The sequence below is a fragment of the Microcoleus sp. FACHB-SPT15 genome (assembly GCF_014849525.1).
Taxonomy (GTDB): Bacteria; Cyanobacteriota; Cyanobacteriia; order Cyanobacteriales; family Coleofasciculaceae; genus Symplocastrum; species Symplocastrum torsivum.
Genome location: NZ_JACJNU010000065.1, coordinates 183,233 through 209,360, shown reverse-complemented (window position 1 = coordinate 209,360; position 26,128 = coordinate 183,233). Strand labels below are relative to the sequence as shown.

Annotated in this window: 26 protein-coding genes and 1 tRNA gene; 18 read left to right on the top strand and 9 right to left on the bottom strand. The window is 46.9% G+C overall.

Features of this window, described 5'->3' with window-relative positions:
* Nucleotides 1–2: 2 nt before the first annotated feature.
* Nucleotides 3–473 carry a RimK/LysX family protein gene (locus H6F98_RS29105; protein ID WP_192222214.1) on the bottom strand — a complete coding sequence of 157 codons (471 nt, stop codon included), beginning with the start codon at nt 471–473 and terminating at the stop codon, nt 3–5.
* 450 nt (nt 474–923) lie between these two features.
* Nucleotides 924–2,132 (bottom strand): Coenzyme F420 hydrogenase/dehydrogenase, beta subunit C-terminal domain, encoded by a 1,209-nt coding sequence (locus tag H6F98_RS29100; RefSeq protein ID WP_192222213.1) that lies wholly within the window; start codon nt 2,130–2,132, stop codon nt 924–926.
* A gap of 257 nt (nt 2,133–2,389) precedes the next feature.
* On the opposite strand from H6F98_RS29100, the gene H6F98_RS29095 reads away from it, so the two are divergent.
* The 3 genes from H6F98_RS29095 to H6F98_RS29085 all read left to right on the top strand — a co-directional run bounded on the left by H6F98_RS29095 (nt 2,390) and on the right by H6F98_RS29085 (nt 3,819).
* The gene (locus H6F98_RS29095; RefSeq protein WP_192222212.1) at nt 2,390–2,785 is read left to right on the top strand and encodes a hypothetical protein; all 396 of its coding nucleotides are present in this window, start codon (nt 2,390–2,392) and stop codon (nt 2,783–2,785) included.
* A 240-nt stretch (nt 2,786–3,025) separates the two neighbouring features.
* Nucleotides 3,026–3,388, top strand: a complete 363-nt coding sequence (locus H6F98_RS29090) for a hypothetical protein (protein WP_199349050.1) — start codon at nt 3,026–3,028, stop codon at nt 3,386–3,388.
* Nucleotides 3,382–3,819 carry a PIN domain-containing protein gene (locus H6F98_RS29085; RefSeq protein WP_192222211.1) on the top strand — a complete coding sequence of 146 codons (438 nt, stop codon included), beginning with the start codon at nt 3,382–3,384 and terminating at the stop codon, nt 3,817–3,819. Before H6F98_RS29090 ends, H6F98_RS29085 begins: the two co-directional genes overlap by 7 nt.
* 81 nt (nt 3,820–3,900) lie before the next feature.
* Here H6F98_RS29085 and H6F98_RS29080 read toward each other — a convergent pair whose 3' ends face one another.
* Together H6F98_RS29080 and H6F98_RS29075 are read right to left on the bottom strand one after the other, a co-directional pair.
* Nucleotides 3,901–4,065, bottom strand: a complete 165-nt coding sequence (locus H6F98_RS29080; protein WP_192222210.1) for a ribbon-helix-helix domain-containing protein — start codon at nt 4,063–4,065, stop codon at nt 3,901–3,903.
* A gap of 87 nt (nt 4,066–4,152) precedes the next feature.
* The gene (locus tag H6F98_RS29075) at nt 4,153–4,347 is read right to left on the bottom strand and encodes a hypothetical protein (protein WP_192222209.1); all 195 of its coding nucleotides are present in this window, start codon (nt 4,345–4,347) and stop codon (nt 4,153–4,155) included.
* Between the two features lie 243 nt (nt 4,348–4,590).
* Here H6F98_RS29075 and H6F98_RS29070 point away from each other — a divergent pair, with 243 nt between their 5' ends.
* A complete protein-coding gene (locus H6F98_RS29070; RefSeq protein WP_313929965.1) occupies nt 4,591–6,465 on the top strand; it encodes a DnaJ domain-containing protein in 1,875 nt (624 codons plus the stop codon).
* 46 nt (nt 6,466–6,511) lie between these two features.
* On the opposite strand, the gene H6F98_RS29065 is transcribed toward H6F98_RS29070, so the two are convergent.
* The gene (locus tag H6F98_RS29065) at nt 6,512–7,273 is read right to left on the bottom strand and encodes an SIMPL domain-containing protein (RefSeq protein ID WP_192222208.1); all 762 of its coding nucleotides are present in this window, start codon (nt 7,271–7,273) and stop codon (nt 6,512–6,514) included.
* Nucleotides 7,274–7,524: 251 nt separating this feature from the next.
* Between H6F98_RS29065 and metG the strand changes: the two genes are divergently transcribed.
* The 5 genes from metG to H6F98_RS29040 all read left to right on the top strand — a co-directional run bounded on the left by metG (nt 7,525) and on the right by H6F98_RS29040 (nt 13,295).
* The gene (gene metG / locus H6F98_RS29060) at nt 7,525–9,204 is read left to right on the top strand and encodes a methionine--tRNA ligase (RefSeq protein ID WP_192222207.1); all 1,680 of its coding nucleotides are present in this window, start codon (nt 7,525–7,527) and stop codon (nt 9,202–9,204) included.
* Between the two features lie 388 nt (nt 9,205–9,592).
* Nucleotides 9,593–10,894, top strand: a complete 1,302-nt coding sequence (locus tag H6F98_RS29055) for a collagen-like protein (RefSeq protein WP_242058741.1) — start codon at nt 9,593–9,595, stop codon at nt 10,892–10,894.
* Nucleotides 10,895–11,002: 108 nt separating this feature from the next.
* Entirely contained in the window at nt 11,003–11,578 is a 576-nt protein-coding gene (locus H6F98_RS29050; protein ID WP_192222205.1) for a Uma2 family endonuclease, read from the top strand.
* Nucleotides 11,579–11,638: 60 nt separating this feature from the next.
* Nucleotides 11,639–12,709: a glycosyltransferase gene (locus tag H6F98_RS29045; protein ID WP_192222204.1), complete on the top strand. Its 1,071-nt coding sequence runs from the start codon at nt 11,639–11,641 to the stop codon at nt 12,707–12,709.
* A 46-nt stretch (nt 12,710–12,755) separates the two neighbouring features.
* Nucleotides 12,756–13,295: a pentapeptide repeat-containing protein gene (locus tag H6F98_RS29040; RefSeq protein WP_199349048.1), complete on the top strand. Its 540-nt coding sequence runs from the start codon at nt 12,756–12,758 to the stop codon at nt 13,293–13,295.
* Here the strand turns inward: H6F98_RS29040 and H6F98_RS29035 are convergent.
* On the bottom strand, nt 13,281–13,991 hold the full coding sequence (locus tag H6F98_RS29035; protein ID WP_192222203.1) for a GDSL-type esterase/lipase family protein: 711 nt from the start codon (nt 13,989–13,991) through the stop codon (nt 13,281–13,283). The two genes, H6F98_RS29040 and H6F98_RS29035, sit on opposite strands and share 15 nt — an antisense overlap.
* A 501-nt stretch (nt 13,992–14,492) precedes the next feature.
* On the opposite strand from H6F98_RS29035, the gene H6F98_RS29030 reads away from it, so the two are divergent.
* The 5 genes from H6F98_RS29030 to eis all read left to right on the top strand — a co-directional run bounded on the left by H6F98_RS29030 (nt 14,493) and on the right by eis (nt 17,492).
* Nucleotides 14,493–14,720, top strand: a complete 228-nt coding sequence (locus tag H6F98_RS29030) for a DNA-directed RNA polymerase subunit omega (protein ID WP_396813886.1) — start codon at nt 14,493–14,495, stop codon at nt 14,718–14,720.
* A gap of 81 nt (nt 14,721–14,801) precedes the next feature.
* Nucleotides 14,802–15,434: a hypothetical protein gene (locus tag H6F98_RS29025; protein WP_192222201.1), complete on the top strand. Its 633-nt coding sequence runs from the start codon at nt 14,802–14,804 to the stop codon at nt 15,432–15,434.
* Between the two features lie 53 nt (nt 15,435–15,487).
* Nucleotides 15,488–15,853, top strand: coding sequence for a DUF1818 family protein (locus H6F98_RS29020; RefSeq protein WP_192222200.1), 366 nt, complete (start codon nt 15,488–15,490; stop codon nt 15,851–15,853).
* A gap of 47 nt (nt 15,854–15,900) precedes the next feature.
* Nucleotides 15,901–15,974, top strand: a tRNA-Pro gene (locus H6F98_RS29015).
* 339 nt (nt 15,975–16,313) lie between these two features.
* On the top strand, nt 16,314–17,492 hold the full coding sequence (gene eis / locus H6F98_RS29010; protein WP_192222199.1) for an enhanced intracellular survival protein Eis: 1,179 nt from the start codon (nt 16,314–16,316) through the stop codon (nt 17,490–17,492).
* A 147-nt stretch (nt 17,493–17,639) separates the two neighbouring features.
* Here eis and H6F98_RS29005 read toward each other — a convergent pair whose 3' ends face one another.
* Complete coding sequence (locus H6F98_RS29005) at nt 17,640–20,237, bottom strand: DNA topoisomerase (ATP-hydrolyzing) subunit A (RefSeq protein ID WP_192222198.1); 2,598 nt, start codon at nt 20,235–20,237, stop codon at nt 17,640–17,642.
* A 136-nt stretch (nt 20,238–20,373) separates the two neighbouring features.
* Between H6F98_RS29005 and H6F98_RS29000 the strand changes: the two genes are divergently transcribed.
* Nucleotides 20,374–20,775 carry a response regulator gene (locus H6F98_RS29000; protein ID WP_192222197.1) on the top strand — a complete coding sequence of 134 codons (402 nt, stop codon included), beginning with the start codon at nt 20,374–20,376 and terminating at the stop codon, nt 20,773–20,775.
* Nucleotides 20,776–20,963: 188 nt separating this feature from the next.
* On the opposite strand, the gene H6F98_RS28995 is transcribed toward H6F98_RS29000, so the two are convergent.
* Entirely contained in the window at nt 20,964–21,197 is a 234-nt protein-coding gene (locus tag H6F98_RS28995) for a hypothetical protein (protein WP_192222196.1), read from the bottom strand.
* A gap of 21 nt (nt 21,198–21,218) precedes the next feature.
* A complete protein-coding gene (locus H6F98_RS28990) occupies nt 21,219–22,103 on the bottom strand; it encodes a tetratricopeptide repeat protein (protein ID WP_192222195.1) in 885 nt (294 codons plus the stop codon).
* A 378-nt stretch (nt 22,104–22,481) separates the two neighbouring features.
* Here H6F98_RS28990 and H6F98_RS28985 point away from each other — a divergent pair, with 378 nt between their 5' ends.
* From H6F98_RS28985 to H6F98_RS28975, 3 genes are all read left to right on the top strand, one after another.
* Nucleotides 22,482–23,960, top strand: coding sequence for an efflux RND transporter periplasmic adaptor subunit (locus H6F98_RS28985; protein WP_242058740.1), 1,479 nt, complete (start codon nt 22,482–22,484; stop codon nt 23,958–23,960).
* A gap of 86 nt (nt 23,961–24,046) precedes the next feature.
* On the top strand, nt 24,047–25,264 hold the full coding sequence (locus H6F98_RS28980) for an ABC transporter permease (RefSeq protein ID WP_192222241.1): 1,218 nt from the start codon (nt 24,047–24,049) through the stop codon (nt 25,262–25,264).
* 96 nt (nt 25,265–25,360) lie between these two features.
* On the top strand, nt 25,361–26,122 hold the full coding sequence (locus tag H6F98_RS28975; RefSeq protein WP_199349046.1) for an ABC transporter ATP-binding protein: 762 nt from the start codon (nt 25,361–25,363) through the stop codon (nt 26,120–26,122).
* Nucleotides 26,123–26,128 lie beyond the last annotated feature (6 nt).

Sequence of the window (26,128 nt, the reverse complement as noted above, 5' to 3'; positions counted from 1 at the left end):
CGTTACTTTTGATTTTTACTCTTTAGTTTGTTGTTCCCACTTGGACTGTGCAGAAACGACCGACTCACATCTACCAAAAAACGTTTACGCACAGCCTGACGCCCCAGCAACATCCGGAAACCCATCACATCTCGATTCGTCAAAGTTAGTTCAATTGGGAAAGTATAGCCATTCAGTTCTACAGGAGTTTGGATAACAGGTCTAAGTTGAGTTTGTCCACCAGAATTCCGAACCTCTCGTTGGTCGATAAGTTCAGCTTCAGCCATTACAGTGCGATGAGTATCCCGTTGATAGGGATGCACCTTAAACCTAACCATCTGTATCCCACTACGCTCGAAAATCTGGATATCAAAAGCATGTAAAGCGGATGAACGTGCGCCTGTGTCAATTTTTGCCTTCACCTGTGAAATCCCAAGTTCAGGTAAAGCAAGTTCCTCCCGCCAGCCGATTATCGGCAATTCTTGCTGCTTCATAAGAAGGTTAGAAGATTTCCGAAGGAGAGGTCATAAGATGGTTTGATTTTTCTGCAACCTTAACATTTCCCATATCTGTACCTCTGCCTCCTCTTGTTTTAAGCAACGGCTTCATTAAACAACAAAAGCTTTGCTCAACAGCACCCTACCTTAGCACTGGGAGGTTAAGGGAACCTGGTGTTTTCTCATACAGAAACGGTATCAAACGGGTGTTCGCCTTGGACGTTCACGAAACACAAGTTCCATTAGTCCTCCCGAAACTTCAATAGTTGATTTTTGTCATTTGCTTCTCCCTGGTGCTTGTCCAAAAAGAACTAATAATGATTTAGGACTTACGCACAAGTGCAATATCTGGTAGAGTGCCCCTACAAATGGTGGTTAAAAGGTGGATTTGCGTAAGTCCTGTGACTTTTCAACAGAGCAAAAAATATTGAAATCATTTGCAAAGACTTAAGATTCTGGCAGTTGATATTGCCCAACAATTCGTTTAGCGTACTCTGGCACATGTGCCTCCAATTTCTCTGGGTGATGACGCTTTACATACAAATAGTTGCGAGTAAAGTGAGAGTCGATTGAGAACCGAGCATACTCCAAACCTTTAGGACCAATCTTTTCAATCACCACACCCATCATTTTGGCTGCCCACATGGGTAGGGTAACGCCCTTATCATAAGCGGGGATGCTCTGTTGTACAGCATTACGTCTGTCTCCCTTTGACATCACGGGCTGCGTTTCCAACTGATTTTGCACCAAATCTAACATCTCTTGTCCAGTGTCATTGCGTACTACGATCCACTGCCAGCCAAAAGGCGCACCCATGTAGCCTACGACTAAATCTGCCAAGGAGTTTACATAGTCAAAACAGCTCATGCAAGAGGGGGCAAACACATCTTTTAATTGATTCGTCTTTAGTCCAAAGAAGGGAACCAGTTCAACTGAACCATCCTCATGTTTGAAGTGAACCCGGAAGTCTTGCATAAACTCATAATGCACAACAGTCTCTGGGGAACGGCTGGTGGTTTCTAGGAATTTCTGCAACCCAGCACGGTTAACGTTATCAACACAGGGAGTTCCCAAAACATAGAGCTTTTCTAAACCTAGTTGCTTCTCAACTGCTCGTAAGGCTTGGATTTGGCAACCAACACCAATCACCAGCAATCGCTTCATCCCAGATTGCTCAATTTGCTCTAACACGGAAAGGTTAGGTGAGAGTGTCGGCTTATTCACCCGCGCTGCTAGAATTTCTTCTGGAGTACGAGCAATGATTGGCATTGGTTGGAAGCGGTCTTCCTTGGTATTTTGTACACAGACAACACCTTCAACCAAGCCACGATTAAGCATTTCAATCGCAATGCTGCTAACAATCCCTGTCCATTGCGCTCCGTCAATTGGCTCAGTCTTCCGCGCTGCCATCATATCTTGGTGAACACCGAAGTACCAATCATCGGGATTATCCAAGTTGCGGCTTCTACCATGTGCCTCTTCTTCTAATTCAGCAATCTGCTGGTTTAAGAAGGCACAAGCTTCCTTGACATAGTGAATATAGTATGTATCACAAAGTCCACACTCACTACAGAGTTCCTTGGCAGGACGGCGGCTGGAGGGTTTGATGGCTTTAGCTTTTTTATGCTTGGCAGAATCGGGAGTTATGGCAGTCATTGAAACGTCGTCTCTTAAAACTCAGGTCAATTTTCTCACGATACCTTAGAGGGGATTGAGAGCGCTTCATGATACGTCAATAACCGCAGCTCATCCACAAAAAGCTGATCACCTGACAAAATCGTCGATTTTAGCCCTGATTCTGAACACAAACATCATCTTATACACAACACATGTGAGCGCAAACGCGATCGCAAACACCCAACGTTCATATTGAAGATGTGAGCCGTTGATACCCACTTCTGAGAAGCAACAAGATGCAATACATCCTTCAAAATACCAAAAGACTGATTTCGATTTGCCTGGTTACACTGCTTCTGGTTACTAGCACCTTGCTGAGTTTCCCTGCTCCGGCTAGAGCAGCAGGAGATGTCGTGATTTTCAAGTGTGAGACAAACTGTGGCAATATGGCAGCATTTACGGCAGGGGTAATTAGTGGCAGCGCGGTAACGGTTGCTGCAACGGGAGGTGGTAACGTTATGGCTGCGGCTGGAATGACTGCGATTGGGCAGGTAGCTACTACAGTAGCAGCTCCACTTGCAGCAGTGGCAGCACCAATAGTAGTTCCAGTAGCAGCAACGGCAGCGGTCGGATATGGCGCATACCAACTATGGGACTCTTATCAAAAGAGTCAGGCACAACCTTCAAAGTAAACTTGAAAATTGCAAAACTCCGTACAGTAGTAGGGTGCGTTAAATAACGCACCCTACCAGTTCTTAGGGCACCTATAAAACAGCATCATGCATTCCTGGAACACCAGCCGATGGGGAAAGGTAGAAAGCGATCTCCATAGTGCCGAATAGTACGAGCATCTCCGTCTATTAGCAAGAGGATAAAGGATATCCGCTATCTTTGCGATCGCCTAAGCATCCTTAGATATGGAGTTGAGCCGCATGAGAAAATTCATTCGTAGCAAACTCTTACAATTAGGATATGCGGCAACATTTGTACCTACTTCTATGAACCTTCCCCCTCAACTCCAGCAAGAAGCCGAAGAATGGGCAAGCCGCCAAGGACTCTCATTTGAACAGTTCATCCTACAGGCTGTAACTGAGAAAGTCACTGCCCTAAATCAGCAAAATACTGAAGCCACTATACAAGTTCCAGAAGTACATTCATCAACCCCTCAGCAACCTAGAGTCTATCGAAAAGATGGAATTTTAGTCATTGAAACAGAACCAATCAACAACCTTGATCTCAACGCCTTCATCGACGAACTGCGAGAAGAACGCATTCGGGAGCAGATGGCTTGGTAAAAGTCTTGTTTGACACCTCTGTTTTGATTGCTGCACTCGTTGTCAGTCATCCACAACACGCTACCTGCTTCCCTCGACTACAAGCAGCCCAATCCAAGCAAATCCAAGGTTTTATCTCAACTCACACTCTGGCAGAAGCCTATTCTGTCCTCACTCGCCTTCCCATTCAGCCCCGCCTCGCTCCCGAACAAGCCCAAAGCATCATCACAGATATTTCACAGCATCTCAATAGTGTGCCTCTACTTTCCGACGACTATCTGGCAGCTATTGCGCGAATGGCTGCTTTAAACCTCCCAGGCGGTGGCATTTTCGATGCTCTGATTGCTCAAGCTGCGCTAAATGCAGGTGTAGATATTCTCTTGACGCTCAATCCTAACCACTTTACTCATCTCGGAGAAGTAATCGCCAATCTCGTACGAATTCCTCAGTAAGTATTGGACAATTGCCTCTCTAGATGCGATCGCTATAGTGCCGAGTATCTCCGTCTACTAGCAAGAGGACAGAGGAAAATATCAGCTATCCTTGCGATCACTCTCCAGGTATTTCTCAATAGTTGCCTGGAGCATCATAGTACTCATGGGTATACCAGTCGCCTCAGATATATCCTTAAGTTGCCTGTGGATCTCCTTGGGCATACTGACTTTGACTTGAACTTTCTTTGACTTATCTACAGGCATCTTGAGTCAATTCTGGGACAACCCAATGATAAACCCCAGTAGGCTCTAACCTCACTGGGGTCTAACTTTAGGGTAACTTGGGGGTATTTAGTTATTGACTAACCTGACCATTGTTGCCCTAAGCTTCGCTGAGTCATTTAGCCATGCCTTAGAAGGTACTGAGTTATAGCCTTGGGTTGTTTTAATCCCCTCAGCCTTCTCAATGCAAATTGTTGCTAGCAGGGAAACCACAGCTTTAAGTCCTAGTTCATCCACCATCTGTTTTAGGTCATCGTTGTTCATCTTGGTACCTAACTCGATCAACTTAGTGTACCCCAAAGTTACCCTTAAGTTGCCCAAATTAGTGTCGGAAATTAAGTCCCCTCTAAGAAGAGTCTAGAAGGGCATTGATTTTTTATTTAGGTGTGAAGCACCTTTCCTGTTTCTCAATGGAGGTGATGAAGATTTTAGTAATTGTTACGAAGTCTCAACAGTTAACTTAAGCCTAGGCTTTGAGTATCTAGGCGGCTCAAGGAGCAAAAAAAGGTGGCAGAAAATTCAGGAGAAAGTGTTGTTTTCATTGCCAGTGGTGCTGGCTTGGGCATCGGTGTTTCCGCAACAGTTGGTGGGATGGGGTTAGCTGGAGGATTTGGAGCCGTTGGCATTGGCATGGCTCCAGTTACAGTAGCTGGGGCAGTTGCTGGTGCTGCGGCTTATGGTGCCTTTAAAGCAATAGGAGAGGGAGACACGGCAGCTTTCGGTGCAATTGGACTTGGGGCATTAGGTGGTGCTGGTGTTTCTGCCACCGTGGGCGGGATGGGATTAGCTGGAGGATTTGGAGCCGCTGGCATCGGGATGGGTACGATGACAGCAGCCGGGGGAGTGGTTGGACTTGGCGTTTATGGTTTGTATAAGGCTTTTAAACAAGAGCCGGGGCAACGGATGGCAGGTGCCATAGATGCCTTTGAACGCATGGAAAGTAAAGTGCTGGAAATGGAAGCTCACACCGAATACACCCAAGCACTTTTGGAACTAGAACTAGAAGCACTAGAGAGGAAGTTATTAGGTGATCCCGTAGAACAAAACTTCGCTGCTCTTGAAATGGAGCAGGAGTTAGAAGCGTTAAAAGCAAATGTCAAGGCTGCATCATCAAGCTCCTTTAATCCAACCATCAACTCGCCTGTAAAGGCAGAAAACTTTACCAGCCATTCAACACCACAGGAAAGCCAATTTACCGCTCCTGAGATTAAAGCAGAAGCTCTTGCCATTGAGGTTGAACCTCCTCAGTCCTGGAAATGTGTAAAAGTTCTCAAAGGACATAAGGCTTCGGTTAATTCGATTGCTATTAGCCCCGATGGTCAGACACTTGCCAGTGGCAGTGATGACAGAACAGTTAATCTGTGGAATCTAAAAACAGGGAAGCAGATTTTTACCTTCTTTGGGCAAGCAGGAGAAGTTCATGCAGTTGCCATTAGCCCTGATGGACAGATGCTTGTTACTGGTGGCTTTGATAACAAAATTACCAGTTGGCAGCTAAATACTAAAGCATTGTTTCGCAGCTTTTTTTATCAAAATTCTTTCTATAGTCATTCTGGTTTCATTTCCTCCCTTGCCTTCAGTCAAGATAGAAAAATCCTTGCTAGTGCTAGTGGTGATAAAAGTATTAGACTTTGGGGTGGGTACACAGGAGAAATCAAACGCACCTTAAATGGTCATCTAGACACGGTTTTGTCTATTGCCATTACTTCCGATGGTCAAATCGCTAGTGGTAGTGCCGATAAAACAATCAGGCTTTGGTCTTTGAGTGGTTGCCAACAGCCCCGTGTTTTAACTGGACATTCAGGTTGGGTGACTAGCGTTGTTATTACTCCTGACGGTAATACCCTAGCCAGTGGCAGTACAGATGGCACTATCAATTTGTGGAATCTCCAGACTGGAGAACTACTCTACACTCTGACTGGACACTCATCTGGGGTGTATTCCATTACTATCAGCCCCAATGGACGAACCCTCGCTAGTGGCAGTACGAAAGAGCTAAAACTTTGGAATCTACATAGTGTGGATGATGGCACAGTACAAGGGTCGCTCCTACATACTCTTGCTGGATGTAGTCCTGTTGCGTTCACTCCAGATGGGAAAACCCTAGTTAGTGGTGGTGAAGGCGGCAGAATAAAGATTTGGTGTCAGGTGCTTAACAGTAATGATTTCACACTTGACCCTTCTCTTCCTGGGGAATGGTGGGAAGTCTTAGGCGTAGGAATGGATGCTGATTCTGAGGCTGTTAAGTTGGCTTACCATCACCTAGCGAGGCAGTATCACCCTGATATCAACCGTTCTGCTAGTGCAATAGCCAAGATGCAAGCAATCAATACAGCTTATGAGGAGTTCTTGAAGGAATTCAGTGCTTTTAGGGTGCGTTGAAGCAAAGACATTAACATGATTTTAGGCGATCGCTTTTGCAAAAGGTCTAATAACGAATTTGCAGAGTAACAGTTTGCTCAACCTTCTGCTGGGCAGCAACAACTGGTGTTTTAGCACTGTCAGTTGGCATCTGTGCCAGCACCGCAGGAGAAGCATAATTCTGTGCCTGAGGTGGATTAGCTCCATTGATTTGAATGCCCATCACTTCACGTTGGCTGAGATTGAGGGCACCGAGAGCCGCGTCAGCTTGCTTTCTGGCATCTTCAGACGCTTGTTTGATTGCTTGTTGTTGGGCTTGGGCGATCGCTTCATCCGTTGCTACAAAACTGATACCATCAATGCGTGTTGCTCCAGCTTGAATCGCTTCATCTAAAAGCGTCCCGGATTTTTCAGTATCAATCTGAAAGCTCACCGTGTTGGTACCAATATAGCCATTAATGCGTTGCTTACCACCCTGATAACTATAGTTAGGGTTAAGGCTGATACCTGTCGTTTCGAGTTTGTCCACTTGACGGGATTTCAGGAGTTCTACCACAGCTTGCGATCGCTTTGCGACTTGCTGTTGTACCTCTTGGGCGGTTTTACCTTGAACCTCAACACCCAAGCGAACTTGCGTTATGGTCGTCGGAATAGTGATTTTTCCTTTACCAGAAACAGTCAAGGTTCTAGGTAGAGACGCAGGATTTTGTGCTTGGGCATTACTTGGAACCGATTGACACGCCGTCAGACTGAGCAAACCAACGACTAAACCTAGAGTCTTCAAGCGATCCCAGGTAGTCAACCGGGAACAGAAAAGAGCAAGCTTCATGGTTGTATTGGCATTGTAGTGAGTATTCTTAATCTGGCACCCAAGCCTTTGCACAGTTAGATAGGTTACATTTTTGGAAACTTAGCACCTACGTCTTGCGAATGCCAGAAAGGTTAGGACGAAAGGAAAACAAAAAACTCGTTATCTGTCGGCGTTTAACACCTAACACCTAACACCTAGCACCTGCTATAAATTTGCAGATAACCCACTGGATGAATTAAATTAGCTAGTCACACTCAAGGCGAGGATACATGAGGTACTTAATTACTAGCGCACTGCCCTACATCAACGGTATAAAGCACCTGGGTAACCTTGTCGGTTCTATGCTTCCTGCCGATGTCTATGCACGTTTCTTAAGACAGGAAGGGGAAACAGTTCTGTTTGTGTGCGCGACTGATGAACACGGTACACCCGCTGAACTTGCTGCATTGGAAGCCGGACTCAATGTAGAAAGCTACTGCCTTCGTCAACACAAACGACAGGCAGATATTTATCAAAAGCTAGGTTTGTCATTTGACTATTTTGGTCGAACCTCGTCAACTCACAACCATGAATTAACCCAGCATTTTTATCAGAGCCTGGACAAAAATGGGTTTATGGAGGAGCGTGAAATCAGTCTCATGTACTCCCTTGACGATGACCGTTTTCTACCGGATCGATATATTGTCGGGACTTGTCCTCGTTGTGGCTATCACTCAGCTAGGGGTGACCAATGTGAGAATTGCACATCAGTACTCGATCCAACTGAGTTAATCGAGGCACGTTCGGCTGTCTCAGGAAGTACGAACTTAGAAGTCCGAAAAACTAAGCATCTTTTCTTAAAGCTTGCCGCTCTTAGTGATGAGGTAAGAGCCTGGGTTTATGAAAATCGGGATTGGCCTAATCTTACTAAGTCTATTGCAATGAAGTGGCTGAATGAGGGGCTTCAAGACCGTTGTATCACTCGTGACTTGAGTTGGGGTGTACCTGTCCCTCGTCCGGGATTTGAAGGCAAAGTGTTCTATGTATGGTTTGATGCTCCCATCGGCTATATTGCAGCGACGAAGGGATGGGCAGTAGAGAACTCAAAAGAGGACGATTGGAAAACTTGGTGGTGCAGTCCAGAAGATACCAAGTACGTACAGTTTATGGCTAAAGATAATCTTCCCTTCCACACGATTATGTGGCCTGCCATGATTCTTGGAACGAGAGAGCAATGGAAGATGGCTGACCAAATCAAGGGTTTCAATTGGCTGAACTACTATGGTGGGAAATTCTCAACTAGTGCGAAACGGGGAGTGTTTTTAGACCAAGCCATTGAAATTCTCCCTCCGGATTATTGGCGCTACAGTCTAATGTCTATGGCACCAGAGTCTTCTGATTCGGCTTTCACTTGGGAGTTGTTACAAATTAAGGTAAACAAAGAGCTTGCTGATACATTGGGTAACTTTGTCAACCGTCTCAAGTTTGCGGCAAAGCACTTTGGCTCGACTGTACCAGAAGGAGGGCATCCCGGTGAGCGGGAACAACAGTTACAGGTTACCTGCGAAAAATTGGTTGGAACACTCTGCGAACTGATCAGGAATATGGAGTTTAGGAAGGCAACAGAAACCTTGTACTCTTTATGGTCAGTCGGGAACCAATATATTGACGAACGAGCGCCTTGGAGTTTAATTAAGGAAAATCGTGAAGAAGCGGCTTTGGTAATTCGGACTTGCATTAACTTAATCCGCCTTTATGCGATCGCATCTGCTCCGTTTATTCCCTTTACATCCCAGAAGCTCTTTGAGGCGCTGCATTTGTCGGAAGCTGACAGGATGAGGAAGATTAGTGATGCTGTAAATCTGGATGCGCTAGTTCCAGGTCATCCTTTTGATGTGCCACCTCCCTTATTTCGCAAGCTGGAGGATAAGGAGATTGAAGAACTATGTCGGCAATTTGGTGGTGGATAGTATTGGTAGTATTCTTTTTTTAGCTTTTAACTGAAGTTGAATGTCACTGAACTTTAGGTAAAAATAGTGGCTCACTAGAAGAACTCGGACTTGGGGGAAGACCCCCAAACCCCCTTCTGGGGGACGGAGTGCCTCCCCCAGTCCCCCTGCACAAGGTTTTTTGGGTAGGTGATGCAGTTGGTAATGGGAATTAAACGCTCACCAATTTCTCTTAAGTCAGTACCATTCAACTTAAGTCATTTGATAACTGCCTGACGATTTCCTCAAATTGCGGACACGGTTATATCGGATGCAAATGCGTTTCTTAAGTAAGCTATCGTTGTTTCTGGTCTTTCTGACGTTCCCTCACTTTCTACCCCCTTCCTCCAAATCAATTTTTTGTCCATTATTGGCTTGGAGTGCAGAGATTAGAGAATATGGCAATGATGGTCGCAATGGCTCAGATGGGCGAACGGGTCAGCGTGGTCGAGATGGTCAAAGTCAAACAATTTTTGCAGATGGTTCGCCGCTGAATCTGGATTTGTCAGCTGAAGACGGTTCAAGTGGTGAAGACGGCTTAAGTGGTGAAAACGCGGATTGTGAGAGACAGCCACGCGATGTTGACCATGACGTGCGTGCGGCTGACGGAGGTAAAGGCGGGAACGGGGGTAATGGTGGTGATGGCGGGGATGGTGGTGCCTTGACCATCCATTACACCAATCTTGCAGACTTGAAAAAAATTGCGGTACGCGCCAATGGTGGAAGAGGCGGACGGTCTGGGCGCGGTGCTTATGGGGGTGAAGGTTGCAGTTGTCGGCAACGGAATTGGGTACGGCAAACCTGCACGGGTACTCCAGGGACTCCTGGCTATAGTTGCACAAATCGTGAGTTTGAGTGCAGAGATGGGAATGATGGTGAAGATGGGTCAAATGGCTCAGATGGGAGGGATGGACGCTTGGGTAGTCTGAGTTTGGTGAATCGTACTGAAGCACTTGCCCCTGATAACCCAACAGTTACGATTGGGATGCCTGAATTGAGCGATCGCGTTTTTGCCCTATCAAAAAATAAGTGGGAAACTCGCAATGGTGCGGCTTCCCTATTAGCACCTGGTTCTGTAATTGCTGATCAATATCGTGAGTTCATTGAGCGCATTGAAAGTTCGTTTCAATTAGTTTGGAATGCAGGACGACCTCTAAGTGATTTCACTGGTCAAACGGTGAATATTAGTTTAGAAGACGATAAACAGGTCAAGGTTACTTTCCCTGAAGAGGTTTGGGTTGATGGTACGCTATCACAGCAGGGTGAGGTAACCCAATTTGTTGCGTCTAATGTCATCCTCAAAAGTGAAGCAACGCAGCTAGCACGGGCTGATTTCTCCGGGAGTGGATCTAAACTCAATTTTGCCTTAATAGACCGGGCGAGAAAGTCTGACTTGATTGCCACTCAGTTCCAAATTAAGTATCGTGCAGCTAGAGGAAGCGATCGATTTAGCAGCAATGCTGATTATCGCACCCGATACGAAGGCAATATTCCTGCTGAGTTAGTCAGCCGTAGCAACAATCGCTTTACGCTTAATCTAGGTAAGCTACCAATTGAGTCAGAATTTCTTAGACCCGGAGTCGCTGTTGAGATAGAGTTAGTGGCGATTCGCTCCTTTGCTGGACGCTCTACAGAACAAAAAATTGAGTGGCGAGGGCAAATTAGAAGATAAGAGATAAGGACAAACGACAAAAGGGAAACTTCTGCTATCAGCATTGGGATAAATCCCCTCTGCCCTCTGCCTTTTCTTGTTCATAATCTAACCCTTAAAATTCTTACCATGATTGCCTCTCCCCAACAGCCCTACCTCACGCCCGAAGAGTATCTCCAGATAGAGGCACAAAGCCCCATCAAACACGAATACATTGATGGGCAAATCTATGCGATGGCTGGGGCAAGTGACCCCCACGTCACTATTGCCGGAAACCTGTTTGCCCTACTCCGTAGCCATGTCCGAGGTTCTGGCTGTCGCGTTTACATTTCGGACATGAAAACGCGAATTGAAACTCTCAATCGGTTCTACTATCCCGATGTCCTAGTCACCTGCGACCCTCGTGACCTGGAAACCCCCAACCATAAGCGCTTCCCTACTCTTATTGTCGAAGTTTTATCTGATTCTACTGAAGCATTTGACCGAGGTGACAAGTTTGTTGATTACCAAACCCTAGAAAGTCTACGCGAGTATGTCCTGATTAACACCAAGCGGCAGCGTGTTGAATGCTTCCGACGCAATGATGAAGGGCTGTGGGTTTTGCAATTCTACACGCCGGAACAGACATCATTTCGACTCGACAGTATAGAGTTTGAGGGAACGTTAGATGCAGTTTATGAAGATGTAGTGTTTGAACAATTGTAAGAATTTTGCTCGCTAAATCCTCAAGCTAGGGGGATTTCGACATCTGTATCGCAACTTGAAATGAAAATTGTCATCCTGGGATTATCAATTACTTCCTCTTGGGGAAACGGACACGCAACAACCTATCGAGGACTGGTGCGCGAATTGGTTGCTAGAGGTCAGGATGTCCTATTTCTAGAGCGGGATGTGCCTTGGTATGCTGCTAACCGCGACCTTCCCAATCCTCCCTATGGTTGCACGAAGCTTTATTCAAGTCTTGATGAGCTAAAAGACGGCTTTACGCAAACAGTGCGTGAGGCAGATTTCGTGATGGTTGGTTCGTATGTGCCTGAAGGTGTGACAGTAGGAGAATGGGTTACAACAACGGCACAGGGAACTACAGCATTTTACGACATCGACACACCAGTCACGTTGGCAAAGCTAGAACGAGGTGATACAGAATATCTTTCACCCGGACTGATTCCCCGCTATCACCTTTATCTATCGTTTACGGGTGGCCCAACGCTACAGCGGATTGAACAGCAGTACGGTTCTCCTATGGCAAGAGCGCTCTATTGTTCAGTTGACCCAGCGTTGTATTATCCCCAAAAGTGTCATCAAACTTGGAACCTCGGATACATGGGCACCTATAGCGATGACCGACAACCAACTTTGGAGCAACTTCTGCTTGAACCAGCGCGTCACTGGAAAGAAGGTCATTTTGTTGTTGCGGGTCCACAGTACCCTAGCACTATTGACTGGTCGCCTAATGTTGAGCGCATTGAACACCTGCCACCTGCTGAACATTGCTCGTTCTATAATGCTCAGCAGTTCACGCTGAACGTTACACGCGCTGATATGGTTCGTTCTGGCTACTCACCAAGTGTGCGCCTTTTCGAGGCAGCGGCTTGTGCTACTCCGATCATCAGCGACTACTGGGATGGTTTAGATACCATCTTTGAAATTGGTAAAGAGATTCTTGTCGCCGATTCCCCAGCGGATATCTTACGATATTTGCGCGAAATACCAGAACAAGAACGTCGGGCAATAGGAGATCGCGCCCGTGTTCGTGTCCTAGCAGAACATACAGCGGCACACCGTGCAGCAGAACTTGAGCAGTATGCACTCACCGAAATGGCAATGAGACAATAGTCGTAAACTACTGCCTTATCCATAGTTGAGTCTGTACTTAAGAAGAATGCTACTGTTCAAACTTTTTGATTTTAAAACGATTAAGACCTTCTTAAAACGTTTACTGGGATTAATCTTAGTTCTCGGTCTGGCAGGGTTATGGGTACTATTAAGCGCTACTCCTGCCTATGCTCAAGAGAGTCGCATTAACTACACCAATACCAATTTAAACAACCGCGACTTTTCAAACCTTGATTTAGTCGGTTCAGTTTTCGTGTCAGCAGAGATGCGAGGTACTAACTTCCAAGGCTCTGACCTCACTAACGCTATCCTGACAATGGGAGTACTACTCGGCGCAAACTTAGAAGGAGCAAATCTTACTGGCGCACTGGTAGATCGGGTGACTTTGGACAACGCTAAGATGACCAACGCCATTTTTACAGAAGCGACAATGACGCGCACTCGCTTTTATGATGCCGAGATTACTGGTGCAGATTTTACGGATGCGATTATTGACCGCTATCAAGTTTCTCTACTTTGCGATCGCGCCAGTGGTGTAAATCCAGTAACGGGTGTCTCGACGCGGGAAAGTTTAGGCTGTCGCTAAGCTTGGCGTAGCGAGTTCGGATAAGGCTTGCCAATTCAGGACATCCTGTAATAGGGCTTTGTATCCAGCCACATTAGGATGAAGACCATCTGAACACAGTTGCTTGAGGCACCAATCTGTCCCACGCGCCTTCCAGGTGTCAAAAATATCGAGGTAAGGAATCTGGCGCCCCTGACAAGCGATGCGGGTTGCTTCTTTGTAGCTGTACTGATCAGCGTGATTGTAGTAAAAACAGTCGAGAAATGGCATCTTCACCTCATCCACTGGCACCATTCCCACAAAAAACACCGGACACAGACGCTGTGCTTGGTCTAGTAAGTTTTCGAGTTCTGCCTGGAACGTGCCAAATTCTGTGTAGTTCCGTCCGTTAGGTCGTCCAAGACGTGCTGAATCATTTACACCTACAGAAAGGATGATTGCATCGGGAACACGGTTTTTTAGTTCACCACGGTGGCGAAACTCTTGTTCAACACGCTCTTGTACTTGCTTTACGCCGTCACCTCGGACACCGAGATTGTAAAGAACATGACCGGGACTATCGGGTAACATCCACTGGCGTCGCAGTCGCTCTACCCAACCGCCGCCTTCTGGGTCACCAAATCCATAAATGAGGCTATCTCCTAGAACAACTAGCTTTAGGGGCTGGCGATGGGTTTGATGGAATGGCTGAAAGCTAGAAGCAACAAGTGTTTGCATAGACAATAGTACCTGGTCAGTTGATTGTTAACAACTCGACATATTTACAAATTTCCATAATGGTACGCCATTATCTGCGCTTAAAGACAATTGATGGTTCTTCATTTAGGCAGGTTTTTCTTAAATGTGATCGCCCAGCCAAGAGCGTCAGGATGTCGAAGAGAGCTTATCGTTTTTAGACCTTTCCAAACCAGAAGTAGCACTAGCTCCGAAACCATTATCAGACCGAGCTTTTTAGTTTTTGCCTCCCCAAATACCTGCCTCTAAATTATTGACGTAATCCTCAAATCATGCATCTGGGATAGCGCGAACTTCATCAAATCTTTTTTTTCCTGGCTCTATTTTTATAGAGAGCTTTGCTTTCTGTTAAAAAGTCGTGCCAAGCTGAGCCAACGTCAATCCTGTTAAACTGGAGGATGCAATCTGCCGTTAGTCCCTAAAACCGAATAGCTAATTGCTAGTTGCATTCTCCCTGACTCACAATCTCCACAACAACTTATGCTGCATAAGCGTTATCAGTTCGACTCAAGCCAAATTATGCACCGCGCTGAGGAGCTAATCGGTGCAGCTTCCAATCGTTATCGGATTACCGTACAAGTGGCAAATCGTGCAAAACGCCGCCGCTATGAAGATTTTGAAAATATTGATGACCCGATGATGAAGCCAGTGCTGCGGGCAATCATTGAGATGTCTGATGAACTGACACAACCAGAAATTATTGGTGATTAGACCAAGCTGATAGCTGATAGCTGACCGCTAACTGCTATAACTGTAGCTTTGGAAGATTGAACAATCGCTCTCGTGCCCAAAATGCTCAAAGCGATACGAAAAGGTAAACCACTCCGGCTTACACTGCACTTGACCCTTGCCACGCTAACTGGCTTCTGTTTTTTTCTGGGGAAGGCTGAGGTAAAGGATTCAGGTATTTTTAACTGGATTGGCTCAGACTCAGCTACTGCTCAGCCTTTTAGATCCCAGGATGCGTGGCGGCAAGTGTATGAACGCTTACCGAACTTGCCTTTGGAAAACCAGTATTTCAGTAAAGAGACGGGTGCGGTAGCTTCGGAGAATACGTTGGTGAGTCGCCTAATTCGATATCACATCTATGTGAAAAGCCGTCCTCCCAATTTCCGTTTTGATTGGAAGCTGACGTTAGCGGACTATTTGGGAGCGCATGAGTATCTAGTGGAATCGGCATATCCCGGTGCTACAACTTTACGGGAAAATCCGATGGAAAGCGATCGCGCTGTGATTAAAAAGCTAACTCGTGCTGAACGGGATGCTTTGATTGATACCCTCGTCAGTGTCTTCACTCCCAACACTACCAACGAAACACCAGCCTCGGCACCAACAACCTCACCTAAACCACCAGCAACAACGACTAATCCTGCAACTACGCCGTCACTCCCTCAACCGGGAGATGCTCGATTGCTTATGCCTTAGCACTGTCGTAGGAGCGTACAGTTAGTTTACTCAGTCGCTATGGCGAGGACTTTATGGAACGTTTAGTCAAAAAAGGCGCTGGTTGGCGTCTTGGCTGGAACCCGAAAGCGACTGACTATCACGGTTTAGTTGGTGGAGATGACTGGGCAATTGAGTTAACAGAGGCGGAATTAGACGACTTTTGCCAATTGCTAGGGCAACTCGCCCAAACCATGAGCCAGATGGCAAGCGAGTTGATGGATGAGGAGAAAATTGCTTGTGAGGTAGAAAGTGACTTGCTCTGGATGGAAGCAGAAGGCTATCCCAATTCCTATATGCTGCGTTTCATCTTGAATACTGGACGCCGTTGTGAGGGGAGTTGGCTTCCTCAAGCTGTTCCAGATTTAGTTCAAGCCGCTCAGTCGCTGAAAGTATTTTAGATAGTTGTTTTAATGACAAGTCTTATGATATTCTGATTAGATGTGTCCGGGGCGTAGCGCAGCTTGGTAGCGCACCACTTTGGGGTAGTGGGGGTCGTGGGTTCAAATCCCGCCGCTCCGATTAGCATAAATAGTTAAAAACCTTTACTGCTAAGAATGCAAAGGTTAACTCAATAGATCTAAACGTCTCTTGAGTTAGTTTTATTTGTTCGGATATTGCTATTTTGGCTATCAATTGCAGGACTTACGCAAATCCACCCTTGAAACACCATTTGTAGGGGCGCACAGCTGTGCGCCCCTACCAGATAATGAACAACTAATAACTCTTTAAAAAGCCACAAGAGTGAGAACGGACAAGGCTCGGTATATCAATCAACCGGATGAGTCAATCGGGTGAAGTAGTTCCATCATCGCTCGTCCTACTCTAGGGAGAGTTCTATGCCGCTGAGTGGTAGATGATATGACACCTCAATTTGAATACGACAATGTTTCTAACGCAGAAGACGCTCAGCCGCTTGGGACTACTCTTGACCAGTGCTTCAATAGCCCACCCGGCAGTAGTGAGCCTTACTTCAACCGCATTGGCTTGAAAAACTTTCGTACCATACATCGAGCAGGGCAGCTTGCTGGTGGGCTAGCAATTATCCCGATGGGTCAGTGGTTTGGGACTGAGTGCGTGCCAATGGCAGGAATTGCATCGGTTGGCATCGCGCCCGAATACCGGGGTTCAGGGGCTGCGATCGCATTATTGCAGCACGCCCTCAAAGAACTCCATGCCAATGGAGTGCCAATCTCTGCTCTTTATCCAGCTACTCAACGCTTGTATCGGAAAGCAGGGTATGAGCAGGGCGGCAGTTATTGCACTTGGGAAATTCCTACGGAGAGTATCCAGCTAAAGGAGCGTTTACTACCTTTACACCCTGTGACTGACCCCAATCAGGAGGTTTTGCGATCGCTCTATCAGCAGCAAGCTAAACTCACCAATGGATATCTAGATCGGCATCAAGCAATTTGGCAGGGAATCACTAAGCCGGACGAGAAAGAAGCCATTTACACCTATCTCATTGGTTCAGCCGACCAACCCGAAGGCTACGTTATCTTTACTCCGCACCAAACAGAAGATGGCTCTATCCTACGGATTCGGGATTGGGTTGTTTTAACAACGGCTGCTGCACGGAGCTTGTGGACATTCCTTAATGATCATCGCTCTCAAATCCAAAAAGTTCGATGGCGTGGGTCAATAGTTGACCCTCTAACTTTGCTGTTGCCAGAGCAAACCGCCAAAATTCGCTCAGTACAACGTTGGTTCCTACGAGTGGTTGATGTGAGGAAGGCGCTGGAAAAGCGAGGTTATCCACCGGGAATTCAAACTGAACTACATCTAGAAGTCCAAGACAATTTACTACCCGAAAACAACGGTAAATTTATCCTGTCCGTCTCGAATGGACGTGGTGAAGTTACTCCAGGGGGAAAGGGTGAGTTGAAGCTAAATGTAGGGGGATTAGCACCACTTTATACAGGCTTGTTTACAGCCCATCAATTACAGCTTGCAGGGCAACTAGAGGCGACAGAAACAGCATGTGTCACAGCTAATCAACTGTTTGCGGGTGCATCTCCCTGGATGCCAGATTTCTTTTAATCTGTGCTTTTTACCCGCCTCACGAAGGAGAGCAAGGCGCAACTGGACGAAGCGCCTCCAACTCCGCTGGGTTCACTTGTCGAATGTTGAAGTTGCTGGTTTGGTAGTTCATCTCTTATCCACTTCCTCAATCATCAACAGCGATGACTATAGCTGTGTTGCCATTGCGGTAACAGAGATGATTTTTTCTTCAGGCTTGAGTTTATGAATGCGATCGCCTGTTCCGTCTTTGCCCAGTACCTCAACGGAATCTATCGGTAAAATCACCACCCGCTCAGCACTGGTTAACAATGCGACTTCAGACTTGGGTAAGGCAGGTGCTATACCCACCAAACTATCTGTAGCCGTCTTAAACTGTAGTGCCTGCGTACCAATATCACCTCGATTTCCTCGTCGGATCGCACTAACGGGTAAGCGCTTTCTGTACCCCTGCTCAGAAACCAGTAAGAGGTGGTCATCCACAGCAAGTGCCGCACAACCAATCAGATGCTCCCGACGGCTCAAGCGCAAAGCTTGGTTCCCTTGAGCTGTACGCCCCATAAGCGGCAACTGTTCGTCATTCACCTCAAAGCGCAAAATCCGCCCATTAGTAGTCGCTAAAACCAGTTGTTGACCTATTTGAGCAAAGTTTACATAGTGCAAATGATCATCATCTTTGAGCTTAATTAACGTTGTCCCCCGTGCCGTGAGGTTAGCCAACTCAGAAACATCTAGACGCTTAACCCGCCCTTGCTGAGTTAGTAAAATCAGCGTTTGGCTTTCGGTGTTCTCAGGTAGCAGAAAATGCGCCACAACTGCCTCTGATTGTGCGGCATCAGGTAGCAACTTCTCTAAAGGAGTTCCTGTTTGTCTCCCTGCTGCTGGCGGAATAGCCCGAACTTTGATGGGATAGGCTTTGCCGCCATTAGTAATGACCACTAATTCTGCTTGTGTGACCGTAGCATGAGTTTCCACGACTACGTCATCCCCTTTCTTAGGGGTTGCTGTAGCGTTGCGGCTAGCGCTGCGTGTCGATTGTTGTTCGCTTGTGGGACGCTGCCGTTGTACATGACCTTGCAGCGTAAACTCTAGAATAGTTTCTTCTTCTTCGGCTGGCTTTGGGGACTGGGGTTTGGAGGTTGGGGTTGGGGACGAGGTTTTAGTCGTGTTGCTTTTTGAACTCTTAGCCTCCTTGGTGTTGTTGCCTTTCTGTACACTAGGTGTTTTCTTTGCTTCCTTTCCTTTCTCCTCTGTCTCAGGAGGTAGCGGTCGAATTTTCGTGCGACGTGGATCGGCGTACTTACGCTTTAGCGATCGCAAGTCTTTCTTCAAGGCTTTGAGCAATTCACTCCGGTTATCGAGCAAGCGCCTGTATAGCTCAATGCTTGCCGTGAGTTCATCAAACTCTGTCTGTAGCTTTTGCTGCTCTAAACCCGTCAAACGGCGTAGGGGCATGGAAAGAATCGCATCTGCCTGAACCTCGCTAATGTTTAACCGGGTTTGGAGAGAATCCCTCGCTGTCGTGCCATCGGGAGCATTTCTCAAGATTTCAATAACGGTATCTAGCGATCGCAGAGAGGCAAGTAACCCCTCAACAATGTGGAGGCGTCGTTCATCCTGCTCTAGTTTGTGGGTATATTCCCGTGTGAGGGTTTGTTCTCTAAAGCGTAGGAATTCCTCTAGCAACTGCCGTAGAGTTAGCTGGCGCGGCTGTCCGTCCACCAGGGCAAGCATAATCGCTCCAAAGTTGCTAGAAAGGGCAGTTTGCTTGTGAAGCTGCCTGAGAACATCTCTGGCTGTGGCATCTCGTTTGAGTTCTATAACTACGCGCATCCCTGTGCGATCGCTTTCGTCGCGTAAGTCGGCAATGCCATCAATACGCCCTTGGTTAACCAGTTCCGCAATTTTTTCAATCCAGCCTGCCTTGTTCACCTGATAAGGCAATTCTGTTACCACAATTGCACTGCGTCGTTGTCGCCGTCCACGACCGCTTTGAATCTCCTCAACTTGGGTAATACCTCGCACCAAAATACTGCCGCGACCTGTGCTGTAGGCTTCGCGAATCCCAGATAGCTCAACGATTTCGCCGCCTGTGGGGAAGTCTGGTCCTGGAATTAATTGCCACAATTTCTTATCTGCTAAATCAGGATTGTCAATCAGGGCAATTAAACCATCGATTACTTCCCCTAAGTTGTGGGGAGGAACGTTGGTTGCCATGCCTACCGCAATGCCAGAACAGCCATTGAGTAATAGCACTGGCAGTTGAGAGGGTAGCACGACTGGCTCTTGCTGGGAGCTATCAAAGTTGTCGATAAAATCAACGGTTGCCTCACCAATTTCTGAAAGTAAGGCTTCGTTGCCGATAGGAGACAAGCGCGTTTCTGTATAACGCATAGCGGCAGGTGGGTCATTATCCACCGAACCGAAGTTGCCATGACCCGCGAGGAGAGGGTAGCGTGAGGAAAAGTCTTGTACTAGGCGCACCAACGCCTCGTAAACGGCTTGGTCACCGTGGGGGTGATATTTTCCCAAAACATCCCCAACCACACGAGCACACTTGCGGTATGGTCGGTCTGGTGTTAGACCTAGTTCATGCATCGCATACAATATACGTCGATGCACTGGCTTGAGACCATCGCGAACGTCAGGTAGCGCCCGCCCAACGATCACACTCATGGCGTATTCAAGGTAGGACTGTTGCATCTCCGCATGGAGGGCGGTGGGAATGACCTGACCGGTCGCAAGCAGGTTCAGCTGTTTTGCCATGAGTTGGAATTTCCTATGTTCTGACCAAAATGTGATGACGAATCGTCCGCAAGGATGGCAACATTACAAAGTCCCTGTCAGACTTATTATCAAATCGCACTGTTTGAAAAAGACGACTTTCAGCAAAGCAACGCCCATGAAAACCGTTCTGATTGTAGAAGACGATCCAATTAATGCTCGCGTTTTTTCCAAGATTCTCAGCAAGCGGGGCGGCTTGGATGTAAAGCATACTGAAGATGTAGAAGAGGTTATGCAAATTGCCCAGAGTGGCGCAGCTGACATTATCTTGATGGATGTTTCCCTGTCCCATAGCGTTTACCGGGGTAAAGCCGTGGACGGTATTAAGATTACACAGATGTTGAAAGCTGATACTCAAACATCCAATCTACCGATTATTCTGGTTACCGCTCACGCGATGGAAGGCGATCGCGAAAACTTCCTCAAGCAGAGTGGTGCTGATGGCTACATCTCTAAACCCGTTGTTGATCATCAACAGTTTGTCGAGCAAATTCTTGCCCTTCTGCCTAAAGAGCCATAACTTTCTTGCCCCAGAACGCCTATTTTACTCATGCCCGTGCTAGTGTATCTATCCTCTCTAGTTAAGAATCTAGTTGCCAATCAGGATCTATAAGTACATATGTACTACTACAACGCAATTTCGGCAAGACGCGAGAGCGTTAGGCAAGAATTTTAACAGTATAGCCATCAGCAGTCAGCTTTGGGCGGTCAGCTTTGGGTCAAATCGGCTCTAGTTAAGGAACGCTCTTCTCCCCTTAATGTCCTAACATTCGTGGCTACTGCTATATCTGGTAGAAGCTCGCAGGTGAGAACGATCGCAATCTGAGTGTCAATAGTAGCTGTACCTTTCCGGTGTGAATCGGCTCCAACTATCACACCGGGAATTTTTGTGAGCGACTCTAGAACCCCTTGACAGAAGTAATAAACTATGGCGAATTGCATTCCGTCTCAATGTCAATAGCCTTACTGAGGAGAAATTTCTTCTCGTGAAGGTGAACCTTGATTTGGGCCAATGCTAGCTTGGATTCGGGGAGTTTCCAGGAACTTCTTCGTATCAGCCAGAAGGCGATCACCCCAGAGATTTTCCTTGAGAAATTCTAAATCAGCATAACGACTGTCCAGGCGAATGGCAGCTTCTCCTTGAGAGAGTCCCTTTTCCTGGTCACCTTGGGCATAGAGTGCGACAGCAATAGCCAACTGGGGTTCAGCCGCTTCATCATCAATTGCGATCGCCGCTTCCCATTGTTTGATTGCCCCTCTGATATCACCTTGCTCGTACTTCACCAGCCCAATATTATTCAGCGCTGGCCAGAAGTTTTTTTCTAGGGAGACAGCTTTTTCATATTGAGCGATCGCTTTGGGAAACTGCTTGAGCATGTAGTAGGAATTACCCAAGTCAAACAACGCTTCAGGCACATTAGGCTTAATCTTTAACCCCGCTTCCAATTCAGCAACCGCTGTAGTGTACTCAGCTTTTTGGAAACGTGCTGAACCCAGAGTGAATAAAATACCAGCCTCATTCGGTTCCAAGGATCTAGCCCGTTGTAAAGCATCAATCCCCTTATCCAACTCTTTAGTCTGCACATACAAACTTCCTAAGATAAACCAGGTTTGATAACTCTTAGGGGCAAGTTGAGTCGCTAGTTCCGCTCTCGGTAGCGCCAACTCAAACTGCTGAAATCGCACAAGTTGAACGGCATCCTGAGCGAGATTCAAGCCCTGCTGTTCTAGTTCTTCTGAATTAAGTTCCAGGGTGTAGGGTAAAAGTGCCTGTCCTGAAACTGGCACTTGCACACTCAGTAAACCCAGGAGAACAAGTATAGAAAATAAAGGAATACGTTTGGGCACGGTGCAGCCTCAAAAGACAATAAGGAACAAATCTTCAGCTAAGTTAGCGCATAATTGGCGCGATTGTTGCAGAGATTTTAACCAAAACCGGGAGTCAGGAGTAGATACAGGCAAACCAAACTTTACAATTCACTATTGCAGAAAACCAATTATTTGAGGGAAAAATGAGTCACTGCCTCAATTCCCAATTCTCAAAATTCGGCATTCCCTACAACCTGCGATCGGTACAGGTAGACAAGTTGATCAAGCAACATAGCTAGTATGGAAGAGAAGCAAGCGAGTTGCCAGTCGGATGCTAAAAGTTTTCTATTTACGAGGATGTCTTTACAGACTGGATGCTTGCGGGTAGTGCCAAGCTGATTTGATAGAAAGCCACTGATGCCTGTTTCTTTATTAAAGCCTGACTTAAAAACCCCATCCATGGAAGTTCCCCCCATCAGTAAAGGCAAACGATCTCTCCCTTGGCTGCTGGGACTAATTGCATCAGGAATTTTGGTAATCGGTGGTGCGGGGGCATACGTCATTAACACCAGGACTCCCAAAATTGACCTTGATAAAATGACGGTGCCAACGCAATCACAAAACCTGACTGTACGAATCACGGCAAGTGGTACGGTAAAGCCGATCCAAAGTGTCAACCTTAGCCCCAAAACATCAGGCCGTTTGGCAAAACTCTTCGTTGAACAGGGAGATCAGGTACAGCAGGGACAAAAACTGGCACTGATGGAGAATGCAGAGATTCAGGCGCAATATATAAAAGCCCAAGCTGACCTAAATCAAGCACAAGCACGTCTTGCCGAGGCTCAAGCTGGCAGTCGTCCACAAGAAATTGACCAAGCCAAGGCACGTCTAGCACAGGCTCAAGCTCGTTTGAACCAAGCACAACTTGGAAACCCGTCACAAGTTGATCAGGCAAGGGCACAAGTCGCTACAGCTCGCTCAAGGCTAGCTTTGGCAATGTCACGGGTAGAGCGCAACCGTTCTTTGGCTAACCAGGGGGCTATCTCACAAGACCAATTTGATGAGGTAATCACAGAAGCCCAAAGTTCACAGGCAGCAGTCTTTGAAGCTGAACAACGCTTGGCGCAAGTGCAAAGTCAAACTGATCCAGAAGTAAATCAGCTCGAAGCCTCAGTAGAAGAAGCTCGCTTTGCTGTGGAGCAATTACAGAGTGGGAGCCGCCCTGAAGAAATTGCCCAGCTTGTAGCGGCGGTGAATTCAGCAAAAGCGCAGGTGCTAGCAGCGCAAGTGCAACTACAAGATACGTTGATTCGTGCGCCATTTTCTGGGATTGTTACACAGAAATATGCAACAGAAGGCGCATTTGTAACGCCCACTACGTCAGCCTCCAGCACAGCTTCGGCAACCTCAACATCAATTGTTGCCTTGGCAAGGGGTCTGGAAATCCTTGCTAATGTTCCAGAGGTGGATGTAGGGCAAATTAAACCTGGACAAAAGGTAGAAGTTGTTGCAGATGCTTATCCTGACAAAGTTTTCCAGGGTCAGGTGGAACTGGTTGCCCCGGAGGCGGTGGTTGAGCAAAATGTCACGTCTTTTCAGGTGCGGGTAGCACTGGTAACGGGTCAAAAAGAACTGCGCTCTGGGATGAATGTTGACTTGACGTTTTTGGGTGAACAGGTGAGTAATGCTCTGGTTGTACCGACTGTGGCGATTGTCACTCAGGACGGTGAAACTGGCGTGATGGTGCCGGACGTAGATGACAAACCGAAGTTTAAACCCGTGACGATTGGGTCAATGATTCAAAACCAAACTCAGATTCTGGATGGTTTAAAGCAAGGCGAACGGGTGTTTATTGATTTGCCCGAAGACCGCAAGAAACAGGAGGATTCAGAGTGAAGCTTGAGGAGCCGAACGACCAATCTCAGAAATCAGCCTCCTTGGATAAGCCTCAACGCTATCAATATACTGCGCCGTCTAGAAGCATTGACATTGTTGAAAGTGTCAAAATGGCAGCGACAACACTGGTCGCCAATAAGCTTCGTAGCAGTCTGACGATGCTGGGTATTATTATTGGCAATGCTTCTGTAATTGCGATGGTGGGGATTGGACAGGGAGCGCAGAAGTTAGCCTCTGAGCAATTTGAGTCCCTAGGCCCAAATGTCTTATTTATTGTTCCTGGCTCTCAAGAAACCCGGAATACAACATTTGAGATACCGAGGACATTGGTGCTAGAGGATGCAGAAGCGATCGCAACTCAAGTGCCTTCTGTGAAAGAAGTAGCTCCCCAAATTAGCTCTCGCCAACTAATCACCTACCGTAACAAAAACACCAGCACGGCGATTCTTGGAGCCACACCAGAGTATCTTTCTGTTAGAAGCTTTGATGTTGCCCAAGGACGATTTATTTCTGATCAAGATGTGAGACGCAATAACCAAGTTGTCGCTTTGGGCCCAGATATTGCGGAGCGACTGTTTGGTAATGTTGACCCTGTTGGTCAGCAGCTACGGATTAAAAATGTCTCCTTTCAGGTCATCGGGGTCATGGAATCGAAAGGTTCTTTCCTAGGAGACAATCAAGATGACACGGTGTTTGTCCCGATCACAACACTAGCGAATCGGATTGTTGGACAGACCTCTCCTTATGGGCTAGAAGTCAGTATCATTTCAATCTCCGCTAAAGACCCTGAAAGCACGACTGCCGCTCGGTTTCAGGTGGAGAATCTATTGCGGCTACGGCACAAAATCACTGGCGAAGATGACTTTACCGTGAGAGCGCAGGAAGACCTTTTAGAGATTGTCGGCACGATTACGGGAGCATTAACGTTGATGCTGACGGCAATCGCGGCGATTTCCCTTTTCGTCGGAGGCATCGGTGTCATGAATATTATGCTTGTCTCCGTCACCGAACGTACCCAGGAAATTGGACTACGAAAAGCGATTGGTGCAAGAGAGCAAGATATTCTCGTTCAGTTCATGATTGAAGCTGTCATACTCTCCGCAGCAGGTGGGGTTTTGGGGACGCTCATTGGTGTGGGTGGTGTCCTGCTGGTTGGTGCGTTGACCCCGTTGCAAGCAGGTGTCTCACCTGTAGCCATTGTCTTAGCTGTTGGGGTGTCTGGTGGTATTGGCTTATTCTTCGGTGTCGTCCCCGCGCAACGAGCCGCAAAACTTGACCCGATTGTTGCTCTTAGAAGCTCTTAACTCTAGTAGAAAGCCGTCAGCTATCAGCTTTTTTTCCTCGCTCTAGGTAGGTTTTACACACCTTCCGCTGTATCTCACCCAACTGAAAACCGCTGTATGCAAGACAAAGTTGACCTTTACTCAGATCACTTCAGTGTTGGTAAGAAACCGATCATCATCCGCATTGAAGATGTTTACAAAGTTTACGGCATCGGAAATACGGAAGTTCGTGCCCTCAACGGAGTCAGCCTGGTGGTTGAGCAGGGAGAGTATTGTGCAATTATGGGAGCTTCGGGTTCTGGTAAGTCTACAGCGATGAATATTATCGGCTGTCTTGACCGACCAACATCAGGGCATTATTACCTGGATAACGTGGATGTTTCTCGGTTAGTAGATGCTGATTTAGCAGGGATTCGTAATCTTAAGATTGGCTTTGTCTTCCAGCAATTCCACCTGTTGCCTCAATTAACAGCCCTGGAAAATGTGATGTTACCAATGGTGTATGCAGGAATTCCTGCTAGTGAACGACGCGATCGCGCGATGCAGGCTTTGAAGCGAGTTGGCTTGGAAAACCGGATGAAAAATAGACCCAACCAACTTTCTGGAGGACAACAGCAACGAGTTGCGATCGCACGAGCGATCGTGAATCGACCTGTCTTACTGTTAGCCGATGAACCAACGGGAGCGTTGGATTCTCACACAACGGCTGAAGTCATGGATATCTTTACTGAACTCAATCAAGCTGGCATTACCGTTGTTATGGTCACTCACGAGCCAGACGTAGCACGCTTAACGAGGCGCATTGTCTGGTTCCGTGATGGTGAAGTAGTACATTCTCATCTCACTCCAGAGGAAATGACTCAGGTTGCTGTTTCCTAAGAACAC

Bases quoted from the DNA above. Each gene is read 5' to 3' on its own strand.
- H6F98_RS29105 (WP_192222214.1), bottom strand. From the start codon at position 473: ATGAAGCAGCAAGAATTGCCGATAATCGGCTGGCGGGAGGAACTTGCT.
- H6F98_RS29100 (WP_192222213.1), bottom strand. From the start codon at position 2,132: ATGACTGCCATAACTCCCGATTCTGCCAAGCATAAAAAAGCTAAAGCC.
- H6F98_RS29095 (WP_192222212.1), top strand. From the start codon at position 2,390: ATGCAATACATCCTTCAAAATACCAAAAGACTGATTTCGATTTGCCTG.
- H6F98_RS29090 (WP_199349050.1), top strand. From the start codon at position 3,026: ATGAGAAAATTCATTCGTAGCAAACTCTTACAATTAGGATATGCGGCA.
- H6F98_RS29080 (WP_192222210.1), bottom strand. From the start codon at position 4,065: ATGCCTGTAGATAAGTCAAAGAAAGTTCAAGTCAAAGTCAGTATGCCC.
- H6F98_RS29075 (WP_192222209.1), bottom strand. From the start codon at position 4,347: ATGAACAACGATGACCTAAAACAGATGGTGGATGAACTAGGACTTAAA.
- H6F98_RS29065 (WP_192222208.1), bottom strand. From the start codon at position 7,273: ATGAAGCTTGCTCTTTTCTGTTCCCGGTTGACTACCTGGGATCGCTTG.
- metG (WP_192222207.1), top strand. From the start codon at position 7,525: ATGAGGTACTTAATTACTAGCGCACTGCCCTACATCAACGGTATAAAG.
- H6F98_RS29050 (WP_192222205.1), top strand. From the start codon at position 11,003: ATGATTGCCTCTCCCCAACAGCCCTACCTCACGCCCGAAGAGTATCTC.
- H6F98_RS29045 (WP_192222204.1), top strand. From the start codon at position 11,639: ATGAAAATTGTCATCCTGGGATTATCAATTACTTCCTCTTGGGGAAAC.
- H6F98_RS29040 (WP_199349048.1), top strand. From the start codon at position 12,756: ATGCTACTGTTCAAACTTTTTGATTTTAAAACGATTAAGACCTTCTTA.
- H6F98_RS29035 (WP_192222203.1), bottom strand. From the start codon at position 13,991: ATGCAAACACTTGTTGCTTCTAGCTTTCAGCCATTCCATCAAACCCAT.
- H6F98_RS29025 (WP_192222201.1), top strand. From the start codon at position 14,802: ATGCTCAAAGCGATACGAAAAGGTAAACCACTCCGGCTTACACTGCAC.
- H6F98_RS29020 (WP_192222200.1), top strand. From the start codon at position 15,488: ATGGAACGTTTAGTCAAAAAAGGCGCTGGTTGGCGTCTTGGCTGGAAC.
- eis (WP_192222199.1), top strand. From the start codon at position 16,314: ATGACACCTCAATTTGAATACGACAATGTTTCTAACGCAGAAGACGCT.
- H6F98_RS29005 (WP_192222198.1), bottom strand. From the start codon at position 20,237: ATGGCAAAACAGCTGAACCTGCTTGCGACCGGTCAGGTCATTCCCACC.
- H6F98_RS29000 (WP_192222197.1), top strand. From the start codon at position 20,374: ATGAAAACCGTTCTGATTGTAGAAGACGATCCAATTAATGCTCGCGTT.
- H6F98_RS28995 (WP_192222196.1), bottom strand. From the start codon at position 21,197: ATGCAATTCGCCATAGTTTATTACTTCTGTCAAGGGGTTCTAGAGTCG.
- H6F98_RS28985 (WP_242058740.1), top strand. From the start codon at position 22,482: ATGCCTGTTTCTTTATTAAAGCCTGACTTAAAAACCCCATCCATGGAA.
- H6F98_RS28975 (WP_199349046.1), top strand. From the start codon at position 25,361: ATGCAAGACAAAGTTGACCTTTACTCAGATCACTTCAGTGTTGGTAAG.